Below are 14,049 nucleotides of genomic sequence, written 5' to 3' on the forward strand. Positions count from 1 at the left end.
AGCTCCGCCGAAAACGACATGCCCAGGCTCCTGGCCACCTGCTCCAAAGCTTCCCGACGCTTCTTCTCTAGATAGTCAGCTAGATAGACAACAAGCGCCAGAAGGCCGATAAGAAAAAACGAGAACAGAACAAAAATAAGCCATTCCATTGCAAACCCTCCCTCCAACCTCTAGACTTCGGCGCTCACACCCAGAATACCTGGGCAGGCGCAAAAAAAGGGGATCCCCACGGCAAAAGAAGGGATCCCGTTCCAAAACCTCATTCGAGAACGAATGTTTTGGATGAAAACCTCGATCAGGCGTCGAAATAGAGCGCGAACTCGTAGGGGTGAGGCCGCAGATTGATGGGGTTGATCTCGTTGTCGATCTTGTACTCGATGTAGGTCTGGATGAGATCTTCGGTAAAGACGCCTCCCTCCAACAAGAAAGCATGATCCTTCTGCAGGTTCTCCAAAGCGTCCAACAGGGATCCAGGTGTGGAGGGGATCTTGGCCAGCTCGTCCGGCTCCAGATCGTAGATATCCTTGTCGAGGGGCTCGCCGGGGTGGATCTTGTTTTTGATCCCGTCCAAGCCGGCCATCAACATGGCCGAGAAGGCGATGTAGGGGTTGCAGGTGGCATCCGGACAACGGAACTCCAGCCGCTTGGCTTTGGGATTGTTGCCGGTCACCGGAATGCGAATGGAGGCCGAGCGGTTGCCCTGCGAGTAGGCCAAGTTGACTGGCGCCTCAAACCCGGGCACCAAGCGTTTGTAGGAGTTGGTGGTGGGGTTGGTGAAAGCCAAGATCGCCGGAGCATGCTTGAGCAGGCCGCCGATGTAGTAGAGAGCTGTCTCGCTCAGGTTGGCGTAGGTGCCTTCGCTGTAGAACAAGGGCTGACCATCCTTCCAGAGGGACTGGTGGGTGTGCATGCCGGTGCCGTTGTCGTTAAACAGGGGCTTGGGCATAAACGTCACCGTCTTGCCGTGCTTGCGGGCCACGTTCCGGATCACATATTTGTAGACCATCATGTAGTCGGCAGCGGTGACCAGATCGGCGAAGCGATAGCCCAACTCCCCTTGCCCGCCGGTCGCCACCTCGTGGTGATGCTTCTCGATGGGCACCCCCAATTTGCCCATGGTCAGCAGCATCTCTGTGCGGATATTTTGGTGCGCATCGGTGGGCGGAACGGGGAAATAGCCCTCCTTGTAGCGAGGCTTGTAGCCGAGGTTGCCACCTTTCTCCTCACGGCCTGAGTTCCAGCGACCTTCAATGGAATCCACAAAGTAGTAGGCCGAGTTTTGAGTTTGGTCGAAACGAATATCCTCAAAAATGAAAAATTCCGCCTCCGGCCCGAAGTAGGCGGTATCGGCAATGCCTGTCGATCGCAGATAGGCGACGGCACGGGCAGCAAGGCTGCGGGGACAGCGGCTGTAAGGCTGGCCAGTGCGCGGCTCAACGATGCTGCAAGTCATGCTGAGGGTGGGCACCTCGAGAAAGGGATCGATCCAGGCCGTCTTGGGATCCGGCACCATGTACATGTCCGACTCGTTGATTGCTTTCCAGCCCCGGATGCTGGATCCATCGAAGGGGAGCCCCTCGGTGAAGGTTTCTTCCTTAATCATCGAGGTGTGGAAGGAGACATGCTGCCAGGTGCCGAAGATATCGACAAACTTGAGATCCACCATCTGGACATTGTTGTCCTGGATCATCTGAAGCACTTCTTGGGGCGTGGATGCCATCGCTCTCTCCTGATTGGGTTGCAGTTAAGACTGGGGAAATTGTGGCTGAAACAAATGGGATCCCAGCGGATGATCCCCGCGCCTCGACTTGGATGGGCCAAAAGCGCTCACCCATCCTAGAAAGGCCAACACCGGCATTTTGTAGCTTCTGATACAAAACTGGCCCGGCTCTGGCCTTCTGCCCAACTGATGAGACAACCTGGGCAAGACCTCTTGCCGCCAGCTCAGGATTAGGCCCGCCAGCAGTCCACACCTGCGTTCTAGATAGGCCAATGCCTCGGCTGCCCCAAGGGAGCGAAAATAGGACTGACGAGCCCCAGCCTCGCCCAGTTCGCCGAATCGTGTTAGGCTAAAGCGTAGTCATTATGAGTTTGATGTAATATCCCTGTTGCAGAAGGAGAGAGAGCGGATGACAGAGCAAAGTCGGATTGAGAATGTGGTGATTATCGGTTCTGGCCCTGCTGGGTTTACGGCGGCCATTTACGCCGGGCGCGCCAACCTGAAGCCAGTTGTGTTTGAGGGCTTCCAGGCGGGCGGGATCCCGGGTGGGCAACTGATGACCACCACCGAGGTGGAGAACTTTCCGGGCTTTCCCGAGGGCATCAGCGGCCCCCAACTGATGAAAAACATGCGGGCCCAGGCACAGCGGTGGGGGGCGGAGCTCTACCCCGAGGATGTCACCTTTGTGGATCTGAGCCAGCGGCCTTTTGTCGTCCGTTCTGACGAGCGGGAAGTGCGCACCCACAGCTTGATCATCGCCACCGGGGCCACGGCCAAGCGCCTGCACCTGCCCGGGGAGGAGACCTACTGGAACCGCGGCATGTCCGCCTGCGCCGTCTGCGATGGGGCCATGCCCATGTTCAAGGGGGTGGAGTTGGTGGTGATCGGCGGTGGCGATACCGCCTGTGAGGAGGCCACCTACCTGACCAAGTTTGGATCCCATATCCACATGCTGGTGCGCAGTGGCAAGATGCGGGCCAGCAAGGCCATGCAAGACCGGGTGCTCAACCACCCCAAGATTACGGTGCACTGGCACACCGAGGCGGTGGAAGTCCTGGGCGACGGCCAGCGCCTGACCGGGGTGAAGGTGCGCAACAACCAGACGGGCGAGATCCGGGAGATGGCGGTGGGCGGCCTGTTCTACGCCATCGGCCACAAGCCCAACACTGACTTGTTCACGGGGCAACTGGAGCTGGATGAAGTGGGCTACATTGTCACCCGCCCAGGATCGGTAGCCACCAGTGTAGAGGGCGTGTTTGCCGCCGGGGATGTGCAGGATCACGAGTTTCGCCAGGCCATCACCGCTGCCGGCACCGGCTGTATGGCGGCCATGTTAGCGGAGCGCTGGCTCTCGGAACACGGCCTGGCTCAGGAGTATCACGTCTTGCCCCAGAGCCATCCTAAACCCAGCTCTGCTGCCGCCCCGCCTGAGGCAGAGTTGGCGGAGGAATCTGCGGTTGAGGAAGCCAGCTTTGCGGAGAACGGCCACGAGGATCTGGATTTCAGCAAGACCTGCCATGAAGGGAGCTATGCCCTGCGGCGGCTCTACCACGAAAGCAATCGCCTGCTGATGGTCAAGTACACCGCTCCCACCTGTGCCCCTTGTCATGCCCTCAGGCCAATCTTGAACAAGGTCATCGAAGAGTTTGCCGACAAGCTGCACGTGGTGGAGATCGACATCGAGAAGGATCCGGAGATTGCCGAGGCAGGCGGGGTAGCTTGCACGCCGACGGTGCAGTTTTTCAAAAACAAGGAGCTGGTGGCGCAGGTGGTGGGCGTTAAGCCCAAGTCCCACTACCGAGAGGTGATCCAGGCCAATTTGTCTGAAGCAAGATCAGCTTGAGGTAGTCCCCCTCACCCCCAGCCCCTCTCCCAGAGGGAGCTGCCCTCACCCCCAGCCCCTCTCCCCAAGGGAGAGGGGAGCTAGGTGTTGTGGTAGGCGGCCTGCAGGGCGGCCAAAGAGACCGACAACAGGGGATCCCCTTCTGCCGTCGTCAAGGCCAAGGGATCGGCAGGGGATCCCACTTGTCCCAGCAGTTGCCACTGGCCGGGGAGCTGTGACTCTAAGTAGGCTTCCCAAGGAGAGCGCTGGGCTGGATTGACAGAAACGAGGATGCGGCTGGATCCCTCGCCAAACAGGGCCTGATCCCAGCGCAGGGATCCGGGAGCCAGAGAGACACTGGCGCCGCGGCCCCCGCTGAGGCAGGCTTCCGCCAGAGCCACGGCCAGTCCTCCCTCGCTACAGTCGTGGGCGGAGCGCACCCACCCCTGCCGGATGCCGTGGCGGCAGGCGGCTTGCACGCGCTTTTCCAGCTCCAGATCCACGGGGGCAGGCCGACCCGTGACCTTGTGGTAGATTGCCGCCAAATACTCGCTGCCGCCCAGACTGGTAACAGCCTGGGATCCCAAGAGGTAGATGAGATCGCTTTCTTGCTGCCACCCCTGGCCACAGACCAACTTCAAGTCCGGAATGAGACCGACCATGCCGATAACGGGGGTCGGGTAGATGGCCTGGGATCCCTTCTCGTTGTAGAGGGAAACGTTCCCCCCTGTTACCGGTGTCCCTAGGGCACGGCAGGCCTCCCCAATCCCCCGACAGGCCAGGGCCAACTGCCAGTACACCACCGGGTTTTCCGGGTTGCCGAAGTTGAGGTTGTCGGTTACAGCCAAGGGCTCCGCCCCCACGCAGGAGAGGTTGCGGGCGGCTTCGGCCACCGCGGCTTTGGCCCCCTCGTAGGGATCCAAATACACCCAGCGGCCATTGCCATCTAGGGTGGCAGCAATGGCCTTGCGGGCAGCCTGCAGGGGTGGCACCTCGCCGACGCCAAACTTTTGCGAGCGGATGCGGATAACCGCTGCATCTCCCTGCCCCGGCCAAAGGACAGTGTTGTTTTGCACCTGGTGGTCATATTGGCGATAGATCCAGGCTTTGCTGGCCAGGGTGGGGCGGGCCAAAAGCCGCAGCAGCACCTCTTGCCACGTCAGGGTTGCCTGATCGAGGTGGATCCCTTCGCGAGTGCAGGGGGGTAGGGTGGCGGGATCCCACTGCCACGCTGCCTGGACGTACTCCGGTGGCTCTGGCAGCAGCGGGCGGACGTAGACGGGGGTCTCTTCGGCCAAGGCCCGCGCCGGCACTTGCACCACGCAGGATCCGCGGTGCCAGATCTCCACCAGCGGCTCGGCAATGACTTCTCCGGCCACGCTGGCCTGCAGGCCCCAGCGGTGGAAGATCTCCATCACCTCCGCCTCGCGACCTTTTTGCACCACCAGCAGCATCCGCTCCTGGGACTCCGAAAGCAGGTACTCCCAGGCGGCCATGCCGCTTTCCCGCGCCGGCACCCGGTCGAGATCAAAGCGGATCCCTACGCCGCCTTTGGCGGCCATCTCCGCCGTGGAGCAGGTGATCCCGGCCGCTCCCATGTCCTGGGCGGCCACCACGGCTCCCGTGGCAAAGGCCTCCAGGCAAGCCTCGATGAGACATTTGCCCAGAAAGGGATCCCCCACCTGCACCGCCGGCCGATCCTGCTGGGAGTCCTCCTTGAGCTCGGCGCTGGCAAAGCTGGCCCCGCGGATCCCGTCCCGCCCCGTGGGGGCGCCCACGTACAAGACCGGATTCCCCACCCCCCGAGCTGCCGATTTCACCACCGCCGGCGTCTCCAGCAGCCCCAGAGCCATGACGTTGACCAGGGGGTTGCCACTGTAGCAGGGATCCACGGCCACTTCCCCCCCCACCGTGGGCACCCCCACGCAGTTGCCGTAGTGGGCGATCCCCTCCACCACCCTGGCCATGAGGCGGCGGTTGCGGGGATCCGTCAGCGGCCCAAAGCGCAGGGAGTTGAGCAGGGCAATGGGGCGGGCGCCCAGGGTAAAGATATCGCGCAGGATGCCTCCCACGCCGGTGGCCGCTCCCTGGAAGGGCTCAACCGCTGAAGGATGGTTGTGGGATTCAATCTTAAAGGCCAGCCAGTCCCCATCCCCCAAATCTATGACGCCGGCATTTTCCCCCGGCCCCACCACCACCCGCTCGCCCGTAGTGGGAAAGTTTTTCAGCAGAGGGCGAGAGTTCTTGTAGCAGCAGTGCTCCGACCACATCACCCCAAACATGCCCAGCTCGGTGGGGTTGGGATCCCGGCCCAGTTGCTGCTGGATCTGGTGATATTCCTGGGGGGAGAGGCCGTGGAGCGTCAGCTCTTCAGGAGTAGGGGGCATAGGCACCAAGGTTAAGTCAACAAAGCCGGCCCCAAAAGACGGGCCTGGCGTTCTTCCAGTATGCGACGCAGGCGGGGCCACTGCTGCAGCTGTGGGTCTTGGGCAATGAGCTGCTCTGCTGCCTGGCGGGCCAACTGCAGCACCTCTTGGTCATCCATGAGGCTGGCCAGAGCAAAATCGGGCAGTCCCGACTGGCGGGTGCCCATCACCTCCCCAGGGCCGCGGAAGCGCAGATCCATCTCGGCAATGAAAAAGCCATCGTGGGACTGCTCCAGGACTTTTAGCCGGCGCAGGGCCTCTTCGCTTTGGGATCCCGTCATTAAAATGCAGTAGGCCTGGTCGGATCCCCGCCCCACCCGCCCCCGCAGTTGGTGGAGCTGGGAGAGGCCAAAGCGCTCAGCATGCTCCACCAGCATCACCGAGGCGTTGGGCACATCCACCCCCACTTCCACCACTGTGGTGGAGACGAGGATATCCAGCTCCCGCCGGCGGAAAGCTTCTATGACGGCGTCCTTCTCGCTGCTGGTCAGACGCCCGTGCAGCAGGCCCACCCGGAACTGGGGGAAGACCTTCTCCTGCAGGCGCTGGTGTTCCTCAATGGCGGACTTGAGATCCAGCTTCTCGGACTCTTCAATCAAAGGCAGCACTACGTAGGCCTGCCGCCCCTGGGCAATCTCCCGCTCCATCAGCCGCACCACCTGCAGGCGATCCCCCGGTCGAGCCACCACCGTGTGCACCGGCTTGCGCCCCGGGGGCAACTCGTCAATTTGGGTAACATCCAGATCCCCGTGCAGGGCCAGGGTAAGGGTGCGGGGGATGGGGGTGGCCGTCATGGTCAGGACATCGGGGTGATCCCCTTTCTGTTGCAGGGCAGCCCGCTGTTCGACGCCAAAGCGGTGCTGCTCGTCGATAACCACCAAGCCCAGGTTGCGAAACTGCACCGCCGGCTGGATGAGGGCATGGGTGCCAACCACTAGGGGCAGCTCCCCGGTCTGCAACTGCCGTAGGATCTCGCGCCGCTTGGCGGGGGGTGTGGAGCCGGTCAAAAGTTCCACAGGCACTTGCAGTTGGCTGAGCCACTCCACCAGCTTGCGGTAGTGCTGCTCGGCCAAGACCTCCGTGGGAGCCATGAGGGCCGTCTGCCAGCCCGACTGGATGGCCGCCAGCAAAGCCGCCACCGCCACCACAGTTTTGCCGGATCCCACATCCCCCTGCAGCAGGCGGTTCATGGGCAAGGGATCCCGCAGATCCGCCAGGATCTCGTCGATGGCCCGCTGCTGGGCAGCGGTCAGCTGGAAGGGCAGGATTTGGTAGAAGCGGTCCAAGAGCTCTCCTCTAGCTGGCTGGTAGCGGGGGACAGCCTGGGCCTGGGCGCGGTAGCGCTGCCGCCGCTGCAAGAGGCTAAGTTGCAGGTAGAAAAACTCGTCGAACACCAGCCGCCGCCGGGCCTGGGCCAGCAGCTCTTGCGTCTTGGGAAAGTGGATCTGCTGCAGGGCAAGGGGCAAGTCCAACAGCTGCAACTGCCGCTTCAGGTGCTCCGGCAAGGGATCCTCCACCAAGGCGGCTGCCGGCAGGGCAAGCTGGATGGCTTTGCGCACCAGATCGGCGGGGATCCCTTCTGAGAGGGGGTAAACGGGTAGGATCTTGCCCAACCTCTCCAGATCCTCGCCCTCTCCCCCCAGCACCTCCAGTTGCGGGTTCTCCAGTGTCAAGCCCAAGCGGCCCTTTTTCACCAGACCGCTGGCCGCCACCACTGCCCCCTTGGGGTATTGCCGCTCCAGGGCCGCCTGCCAACTGCGCTGGGCAAATTGCCGCCCGCTGTAGAAGCGGCTGAGGGTGACTACGCCGCTTTTGTCGGCAAGCTTGAGGTTGAAGATGGTCAGCAAGGGGTTTTTGGGGCTGGTAAAGCAACTGCAGCTTTTCACCGTCCCCACCAGGGTAACCGTCTCCCCCACCTTGGCCTGGCGGATGAGCACGCGGCGGGAATAGTCCAGGTGATCCCGTGGGAAGTAGTAGAGGGCATCGCGCACAGTGTGCAGGCCCAGTTGCGCCAGTTTCTCCGCCGACTTGGGGCCAATGCCCTTGAGAAATTGCAGCGGCTGCTCCAAACTAAGGCCCTTGGGCAGGGGCAAAGCAGGGCTGGGTGGAGCAGAGTGGGCTTGTTCTTGCTGGCGACGCAGCCGCTCCAGCCAGCGGCGGGTTTCCGCCACCAGGTGCTGCCGCTCCGGCAGCTCTAGCTGGGGGTAGAGGCGATAGCGGGATCCCAGTTCTTTCCACCGCCGTCGCTCTTCCCCATCCAGGATCCAGCCAGCGGGGGGATCCTGGCCAAACACGCTCTGCAAAAATTGGGAGAAGGTCTGCTCTCGCCCCCGCAGGTCGGTAAACCCCACCTCCGCTTCCAGAGAAAGGGCGCGCTGAACCCGCTGTAGATCCACCTGGCTCAAGTTGCTTCTGGGTTGGCTGCCGGTAGTATCCTTTATCCAACTTTAGCCAATGGCAAAGCGTCCCAGGCGCAGCCCCTGGGCCTCAACTCAAAAGGGCCTGCTCTATAGGACAGGCCCCCGGATCCAGAGCAACCTTATTCTTCCAGATGGAAACTAGCTGCGGGCCAGGGCGGATCCCAGCAGCACGGCCATCACTGCCGGCACCAGGGCAATGGCCAGGATGGTGAAAACTTGCGCGTCGGTCATAGCCAACTCCTAAAACAAACCCAGTGCTGTAAACCTGCCCCTCACTTTACCCCGGCTGGTGACCAGACCTGGGGCCCAAAAACATTCTTTACAAAGCGGCCTTTGGTTCTGCGCTTAGCCGCTGCGGGATCCCCTGGCCTGTGTTACGATGTTGCTTCGCAACGCTGTTGCGACCGCAGGGTAATTCTGGCCTTTTTTTCTTTGCAACGTTTGCTCTTGGCGTCACCATGGTAGCCGCCCCCCACAGCCTAACCACTCCCCGGGACAACCTGGCCATTTTGGCCGAAACGGATCCCATCGTCTACCGCCTCATCCAGCAAGAACTCAACCGCCAGCGGGATCACCTGGAGATGATTGCCAGCGAGAACTTCACCTCGCCGGCCGTCCTGGCGGCGCAGGGCTCGGTGCTTACCAACAAGTATGCAGAGGGGCTGCCCGGCAAGCGCTACTACGGCGGCTGCGAATTTATCGACGAGATCGAACAACTGGCCATCGACCGCGCCAAGCAACTGTTTGGGGCGGCCCACGCCAATGTCCAGCCCCACTCCGGTGCCCAGGCCAATTTCGCGGTTTTCTTGGCTCTGCTGCAGCCAGGAGACACGATCATGGGCATGGATCTGGCCCACGGCGGCCACCTCACCCACGGCTCGCCAGTTAATGTCTCCGGCAAGTGGTTCCGCGTGGTGCACTATGGCGTGGATCCGCAGACGGAGCGGATTGATTTTGACCAGGTGCGGGATCTGGCCCTGCAGCACCGGCCTAAGCTGATTATCTGCGGCTACTCCGCCTACCCGCGGACAATTGATTTTGCTGCCTTCCGCGCCATTGCCGATGAGGTGGGGGCCTATCTGATGGCAGACATTGCCCACATTGCTGGCCTGGTGGCCACTGGGCACCACCCCAACCCCGTGCCCCTCTGCGATGTGGTAACCACCACCACCCACAAGACGCTGCGGGGGCCGCGCGGGGGGCTGATTCTCACCCGCGACCCGGAATTGGGCAAAAAGCTGGACAAGGCGGTGTTCCCCGGCAGCCAAGGGGGGCCTTTGGAGCATGTCATTGCCGGCAAGGCAGTGGCCTTTGGAGAAGCCCTGCAGCCCAGCTTTGCCCAGTACTCCGCCCAGGTCATTGCCAATGCTCAGGCACTGGCAGCAACGCTGCAACGACGGGGCATCCGGTTGGTTTCGGGGGGCACCGACAACCACCTGATGTTGCTGGATCTGCGCTCGGTCTCGGCAGTGCTGGAGAAAAACGGAGCGGCGGATCCGGTGATGACGGGCAAGCGGGCGGATCGCCTGATGGAAGAGATCCACATTACTGCCAACAAAAACACCATCCCCTTTGACCCGCAGCCGCCCTTTGTGGCCAGCGGCCTGCGCCTGGGATCCCCGGCCTTGACCACCCGCGGCCTGGGCGCAGCAGAATTTGAGGAAATTGGGGAAATTATTGCCGATTGCCTGTTTCAACCGGGGGATCTGGCTGTGCTCGAAAACTGTCGCCGGCGAGTGGCCCAGCTCTGCCGCCGTTTTCCGCTCTACCCCCAGTTGGGATAACCGCAGTCCTCTCCGCGGCTTGCCATGCCCTACTTGGTTGCCTTTCTCGCTGCTGCCTGTGTGGTTCTGTGGGCAACCCCAATGGTGAAGGCGGTCGGGATCCGCAGCGGCCAGTTGGATTTTCCCGATGAGCGTAAGATCCACCGGCAGCCGATGGTGCGCCTGGGGGGAGTTTCCATCTTTTTCGGCAACCTGGTGGCGCTGCTCTTGCTCTGGGGAGCAGGGGCGTTCGCGGGGCTGCGCACCGAGCAAGAGTACGAGATCTGGGGGGTGACGATCGGCGGCGTTTTGTTTTTTTTGATTGGCCTGGCCGACGATCTGTTTCAGTTGTCGCCCTTTTCCCGCCTGGCGATGCAGTTTGGGGTGGCTGCCGCCGCCTGGGGAGTGGGGGTGCGCATCGAGTTCATTAATCTACCGGGGATCGGCATCTGGCCCTTCCCGGTGTGGCTGAGCCTGCTGATTACCCTGCTGTGGCTGGTGGGGATGGCCAACGCCATCAACTTCATGGACGGCCTGGATGGCTTGGCGGCAGGGGTGTCAGGGATCGCGGCAGTCGTGATGCTGATGGTAACGCTGCTGCTGGATCGGCCGGCGGCGGCCATGCTGGCGGCAGCCTTGGCAGGGGCCTGCCTGGGCTTTTTGCGCTACAACTTCAACCCGGCTCAGATCTTCATGGGAGATGGGGGAGCCTACTTTTTGGGCTTTACCCTGGCCGGGATCGGGGTCATTGGGGTGGCCAAGGGGGTGACCACGCTGGCGGTGGCCCTGCCGTTTTTTATCCTCGCCGTGCCAATCCTGGATATGTCTGCCGTCATCCTCAAGCGGCTGGCCAGGGGCAAGTCCCCCTTTCATCCCGACAAGGGCCACTTGCACCATCGCCTGCTCAAAGCCGGCCTGTCGCAGCGGCATTCAGTGCTCTTGATCTACGCCATGACCCTTTGGGGGGGATCCCTGGCCTTGGCCTTGGCCGGCCTGCCGGCAGGGGGCACCTACCTGGGCGGCGCCTCGCTGCTGTTGGCGGGAGTAAGCTGGGGGGCCTGGCAACGCCAGCGTCGGCGGCAACGGTCTTCTGAGGATGCAGAGGTTCAAGCAGCAGATCCAATTAACTCAAAAAAGGATTAAGCCCAGCTTGTTCCCAGCCGCCCGCCTGCCTAGACTGGAAGAGATCTCCTCTGCCGCCTTGATGATGCGTCCTACACCGGAGCTGGCGGCCCTTTTGCGCCGCACTGCTGATCGCCTACAGGCCCAGCACTGGGGCTTTTGGGATCGCGAGTACTGCTGGCGGGATAGTACTCGCTGCAATTGCGGCCTGCTGGTGCGGGAAGCCCTGGGCTGGAATCAGCAGCAGCTTAGCCTGCGCATCCACCGCGGCACCTGGCGCTCCATTGCCCAAACGGCCTACCGCACTGCTGCCCTTGTCCTGAGGGATCCCTGGGAAGCCCAGTGTGAGACCACGGGCCTGCGGCTGGGATATGTGTTTGAGAAGATGGCAGAGCTGGGGTTTGACCGGCCGGAAGACTTTGCCGCCCTGGAAGAGCTGAGCGATCCGGTTATCCTGGCCCGCCTGGCTGCAAAAGGGGTGGAGCCGCTGCGGCGCGACCAGGCAATTCATGTGGCCCTCTACATGCGGGAGCTAGCCGACTGGATTGAGGAACAACTGCAGGCGCAAGCTCAGCTCAGCCACCTGACCCAACCTCTGCCCAAAGCCAAAGCACCAGAGGTGGGCGTCCGCCAGCCGCTACACCTGCGGTGAGGTTGCCTACAAAGCGCTCTGGTGCCCTCACCCCCAGCCCCTCTCCCAAAGGGAGAGGGGAGATGGGAAGCATAGCAAGGCCGTCGCCCTGCTATCTGCAGCCCAAGATGAGGGGTGTAGAACCGCGCATCCAGGCCCAACTTCCTGCCCACAGGGATCCAGAAGAATTTCCTCGTTCTGTTTGGGAGTTCAGTTGGATTCGTCCACCATCACCACATGGGTGGGGATCTCAGGGGGCAGGAGCTTGCGGCCCGACAAGAAAGCCAGCTCGATCAAGAAGGCAAACCCCCCCACCTCAGCCCCGCTCTGGGCCACCAATTGGGCGGTGGCGGCGGCGGTGCCCCCGCTGGCGATGACATCATCTACGATCACCACTCGGTTGCCGGGGCGCAGGGCGTGGGCATGAAGTTGCAGCTGGTCTTGGCCGTATTCCAGGCTGTAGATTTGGCTGAGCACCGGCGGCGGCAACTTGCCCGGCTTGCGAACCGGGACAAATCCCAAACCCAGATGCTGAGCCAAGGCAGCTCCTAAAATAAAGCCGCGCGACTCGATGCCCACCACATAGTCCAGGGATCCCATGGCAGCGGTGCCGGCGGCCAATTGTTCAATAGCAGCCCGGAAGCCTGCTGGATCCTGCAGCAGGGGGGTTATGTCGCGAAAGAGGATCCCGGGTTTGGGAAAATCGGGCACCAAGCGGATGAAGGCGCGCAAATCCATCCTGTTTTCCTCGTTGGCCAGTGGCTTGCCGAAAGGGCGCTCCAAGCAACCCATCATACCTGCTTAGCTTAAGGGCAGATGGGATCCCTTTTTGTCCGTTCGGCAGCGGGGAAGATTTTTTATAATTGGCAGGGCTGGGAGCCGCGGCTTACCTGGTCTTTCTGTTCCTGACCTCGGAGACTTCTCATGCGCTATTACATGGCCATCGACTCCAATCCCCTGGCAAGTTTGCCGCTGGCTCTGTTTGGGGTGGGCAGTGAGTCGGCTTACGTCGATCTGCTGCAGGACAAGTTAATTGTCCGGGCGGGCAACCTGTTCAACGAAACCTTCTCCCTGAGTGAGTTGGGACAAGGGGAGCGCTTCTCTTGGCCCTGGTTCTACGGCCTGGGCGTGCGTACCGATTTCCAGGGGCTGGTGGGCGCGGTAACCAGCACCCAGGGGGTGGTTGCCATCCCGCTGCTGCAGGAAAAGACCCTCTTCATCCCTCTGCTGGGGCCGCTGGGTCTGCAAGTACCCTGCAAAAAGCTGGTCTTCAGCCTCAAGGATCCAGACACGTTCCTGGCCAACTTCAATCAGGGTCGCCCCGAGGTGAACGCCGGCCCGAAAAATCTGGTGATTGAGTGAGTAAGGGATCCCCCAGACGGCGACGGGTCAAGGGCCTACAGGAGTTGGGGTAGCGCGCCCAGAGGCGACACGGCTTATGCGACGCAAGCCCGGCAAGCCAGGGTCCACCACCACCACACTGCCATCCGGTAAGACCACCAAGCCGGCAGGCTGCTGGAAGCGGGCCGCCGAGGTGGGGCCGTCCTGCCAACCAGGCTCATTCTGTCCGGCCAGGGTGGAAACTTGTCCCCCAGGCTGAAGCCGCCGAATGCGCTGGTTATCTCGGTCGGCCAGCCAGAGGACGCCTGAACTATCGAAGGCCAGCCCGGCGAGAGAGCGAAAACGGGATTCCGCCAGGGGGCCATCGCGGTAGCCCGCCTCTGGATCCGATTGGGTGGTCAGTTGTCCGGCAACAGACAACAGGCGCAGGCGATGCTGATCGGCAATCCAGAGATTCCCTTCCCTGTCCACCGCCAGGGCCGTGGGCTGCAGGAGCTGGGCCCGCTCTGCCGGGCCATCGGCGGATCCCGGCTGGCCGGTGCCGGCAACCGTGGCCACCTCACCTGCAGGGGTGATGCGGCGGATGCGGCGGTCGGCACGGTCGGCCACGTAAACGCTACCATCTGAACCCAAGGCCAGGCCAAAGGGCTCGCGAAACTGCGCCTGGTCACGCTCCCCATCGCGGTAGCCGGCTACACAAGTGCCGGCAAAGGTGGTTACCTGCCGCTGAGGGCTGATGTGGCGTAGGCAGTGGTTGCCGCTGTCGGCCACCCACAATCCCCCTTTGGGATCCCAGAGCAGCCC

Annotated in this window: 10 protein-coding genes and 1 pseudogene; 5 read left to right on the forward strand and 6 right to left on the reverse strand. The window is 62.2% G+C overall.

All coding sequences use genetic code 11. From position 1 onward, the window contains the following. Positions 1-295 precede the first annotated feature (295 nt). Entirely contained in the window at positions 296-1,720 is a 1,425-nt protein-coding gene (glnA, locus tag NW844_RS01770; protein WP_414332953.1) for a type I glutamate--ammonia ligase, read from the reverse strand. Positions 1,721-2,129: 409 nt separating this feature from the next. Here glnA and trxB point away from each other — a divergent pair, with 409 nt between their 5' ends. Continuing rightward, positions 2,130-3,563 (forward strand): thioredoxin-disulfide reductase, encoded by a 1,434-nt coding sequence (trxB, locus tag NW844_RS01775; protein WP_414332955.1) that lies wholly within the window; start codon positions 2,130-2,132, stop codon positions 3,561-3,563. Positions 3,564-3,643: 80 nt separating this feature from the next. Here trxB and purL read toward each other — a convergent pair whose 3' ends face one another. The 3 genes from purL to psaM form a co-directional block, all read right to left on the reverse strand. Continuing rightward, on the reverse strand, positions 3,644-5,929 hold the full coding sequence (gene purL, locus NW844_RS01780; RefSeq protein ID WP_414332957.1) for a phosphoribosylformylglycinamidine synthase subunit PurL: 2,286 nt from the start codon (positions 5,927-5,929) through the stop codon (positions 3,644-3,646). Between the two features lie 11 nt (positions 5,930-5,940). Beyond that, positions 5,941-8,364: an ATP-dependent DNA helicase RecG gene (gene recG, locus NW844_RS01785; RefSeq protein ID WP_414333035.1), complete on the reverse strand. Its 2,424-nt coding sequence runs from the start codon at positions 8,362-8,364 to the stop codon at positions 5,941-5,943. Between the two features lie 162 nt (positions 8,365-8,526). Next, the gene (psaM, locus tag NW844_RS01790) at positions 8,527-8,619 is read right to left on the reverse strand and encodes a photosystem I reaction center subunit XII (RefSeq protein ID WP_414332959.1); all 93 of its coding nucleotides are present in this window, start codon (positions 8,617-8,619) and stop codon (positions 8,527-8,529) included. 227 nt (positions 8,620-8,846) lie between these two features. Between psaM and glyA the strand changes: the two genes are divergently transcribed. Genes glyA through NW844_RS01805 form a run of 3 tightly spaced genes read left to right on the forward strand, consistent with a single transcriptional unit; the run spans position 8,847 to position 11,925 of the window. Further along, positions 8,847-10,172 carry a serine hydroxymethyltransferase gene (gene glyA / locus NW844_RS01795; RefSeq protein ID WP_414332961.1) on the forward strand — a complete coding sequence of 442 codons (1,326 nt, stop codon included), beginning with the start codon at positions 8,847-8,849 and terminating at the stop codon, positions 10,170-10,172. Between the two features lie 24 nt (positions 10,173-10,196). Next, positions 10,197-11,294, forward strand: a complete 1,098-nt coding sequence (locus NW844_RS01800) for a glycosyltransferase family 4 protein (protein ID WP_414332963.1) — start codon at positions 10,197-10,199, stop codon at positions 11,292-11,294. A gap of 7 nt (positions 11,295-11,301) precedes the next feature. Next, positions 11,302-11,925 (forward strand): hypothetical protein, encoded by a 624-nt coding sequence (locus tag NW844_RS01805; protein ID WP_414332965.1) that lies wholly within the window; start codon positions 11,302-11,304, stop codon positions 11,923-11,925. A gap of 189 nt (positions 11,926-12,114) precedes the next feature. Here the strand turns inward: NW844_RS01805 and NW844_RS01810 are convergent, their stop codons facing one another. After that, positions 12,115-12,642, reverse strand: coding sequence for an adenine phosphoribosyltransferase (locus tag NW844_RS01810; protein WP_414332967.1), 528 nt, complete (start codon positions 12,640-12,642; stop codon positions 12,115-12,117). A 186-nt stretch (positions 12,643-12,828) separates the two neighbouring features. On the opposite strand from NW844_RS01810, the gene NW844_RS01815 reads away from it, so the two are divergent. Then, a complete protein-coding gene (locus NW844_RS01815) occupies positions 12,829-13,266 on the forward strand; it encodes a hypothetical protein (RefSeq protein WP_414332969.1) in 438 nt (145 codons plus the stop codon). A 27-nt stretch (positions 13,267-13,293) separates the two neighbouring features. Here NW844_RS01815 and NW844_RS01820 read toward each other — a convergent pair. Beyond that, positions 13,294-14,049 (reverse strand): annotated as a pseudogene (locus NW844_RS01820) (hypothetical protein); the annotation flags it as partial.

This window comes from Synechococcus sp. H55.2 (assembly GCF_047462495.1).
GTDB lineage: Bacteria > Cyanobacteriota > Cyanobacteriia > Thermostichales > Thermostichaceae > Thermostichus.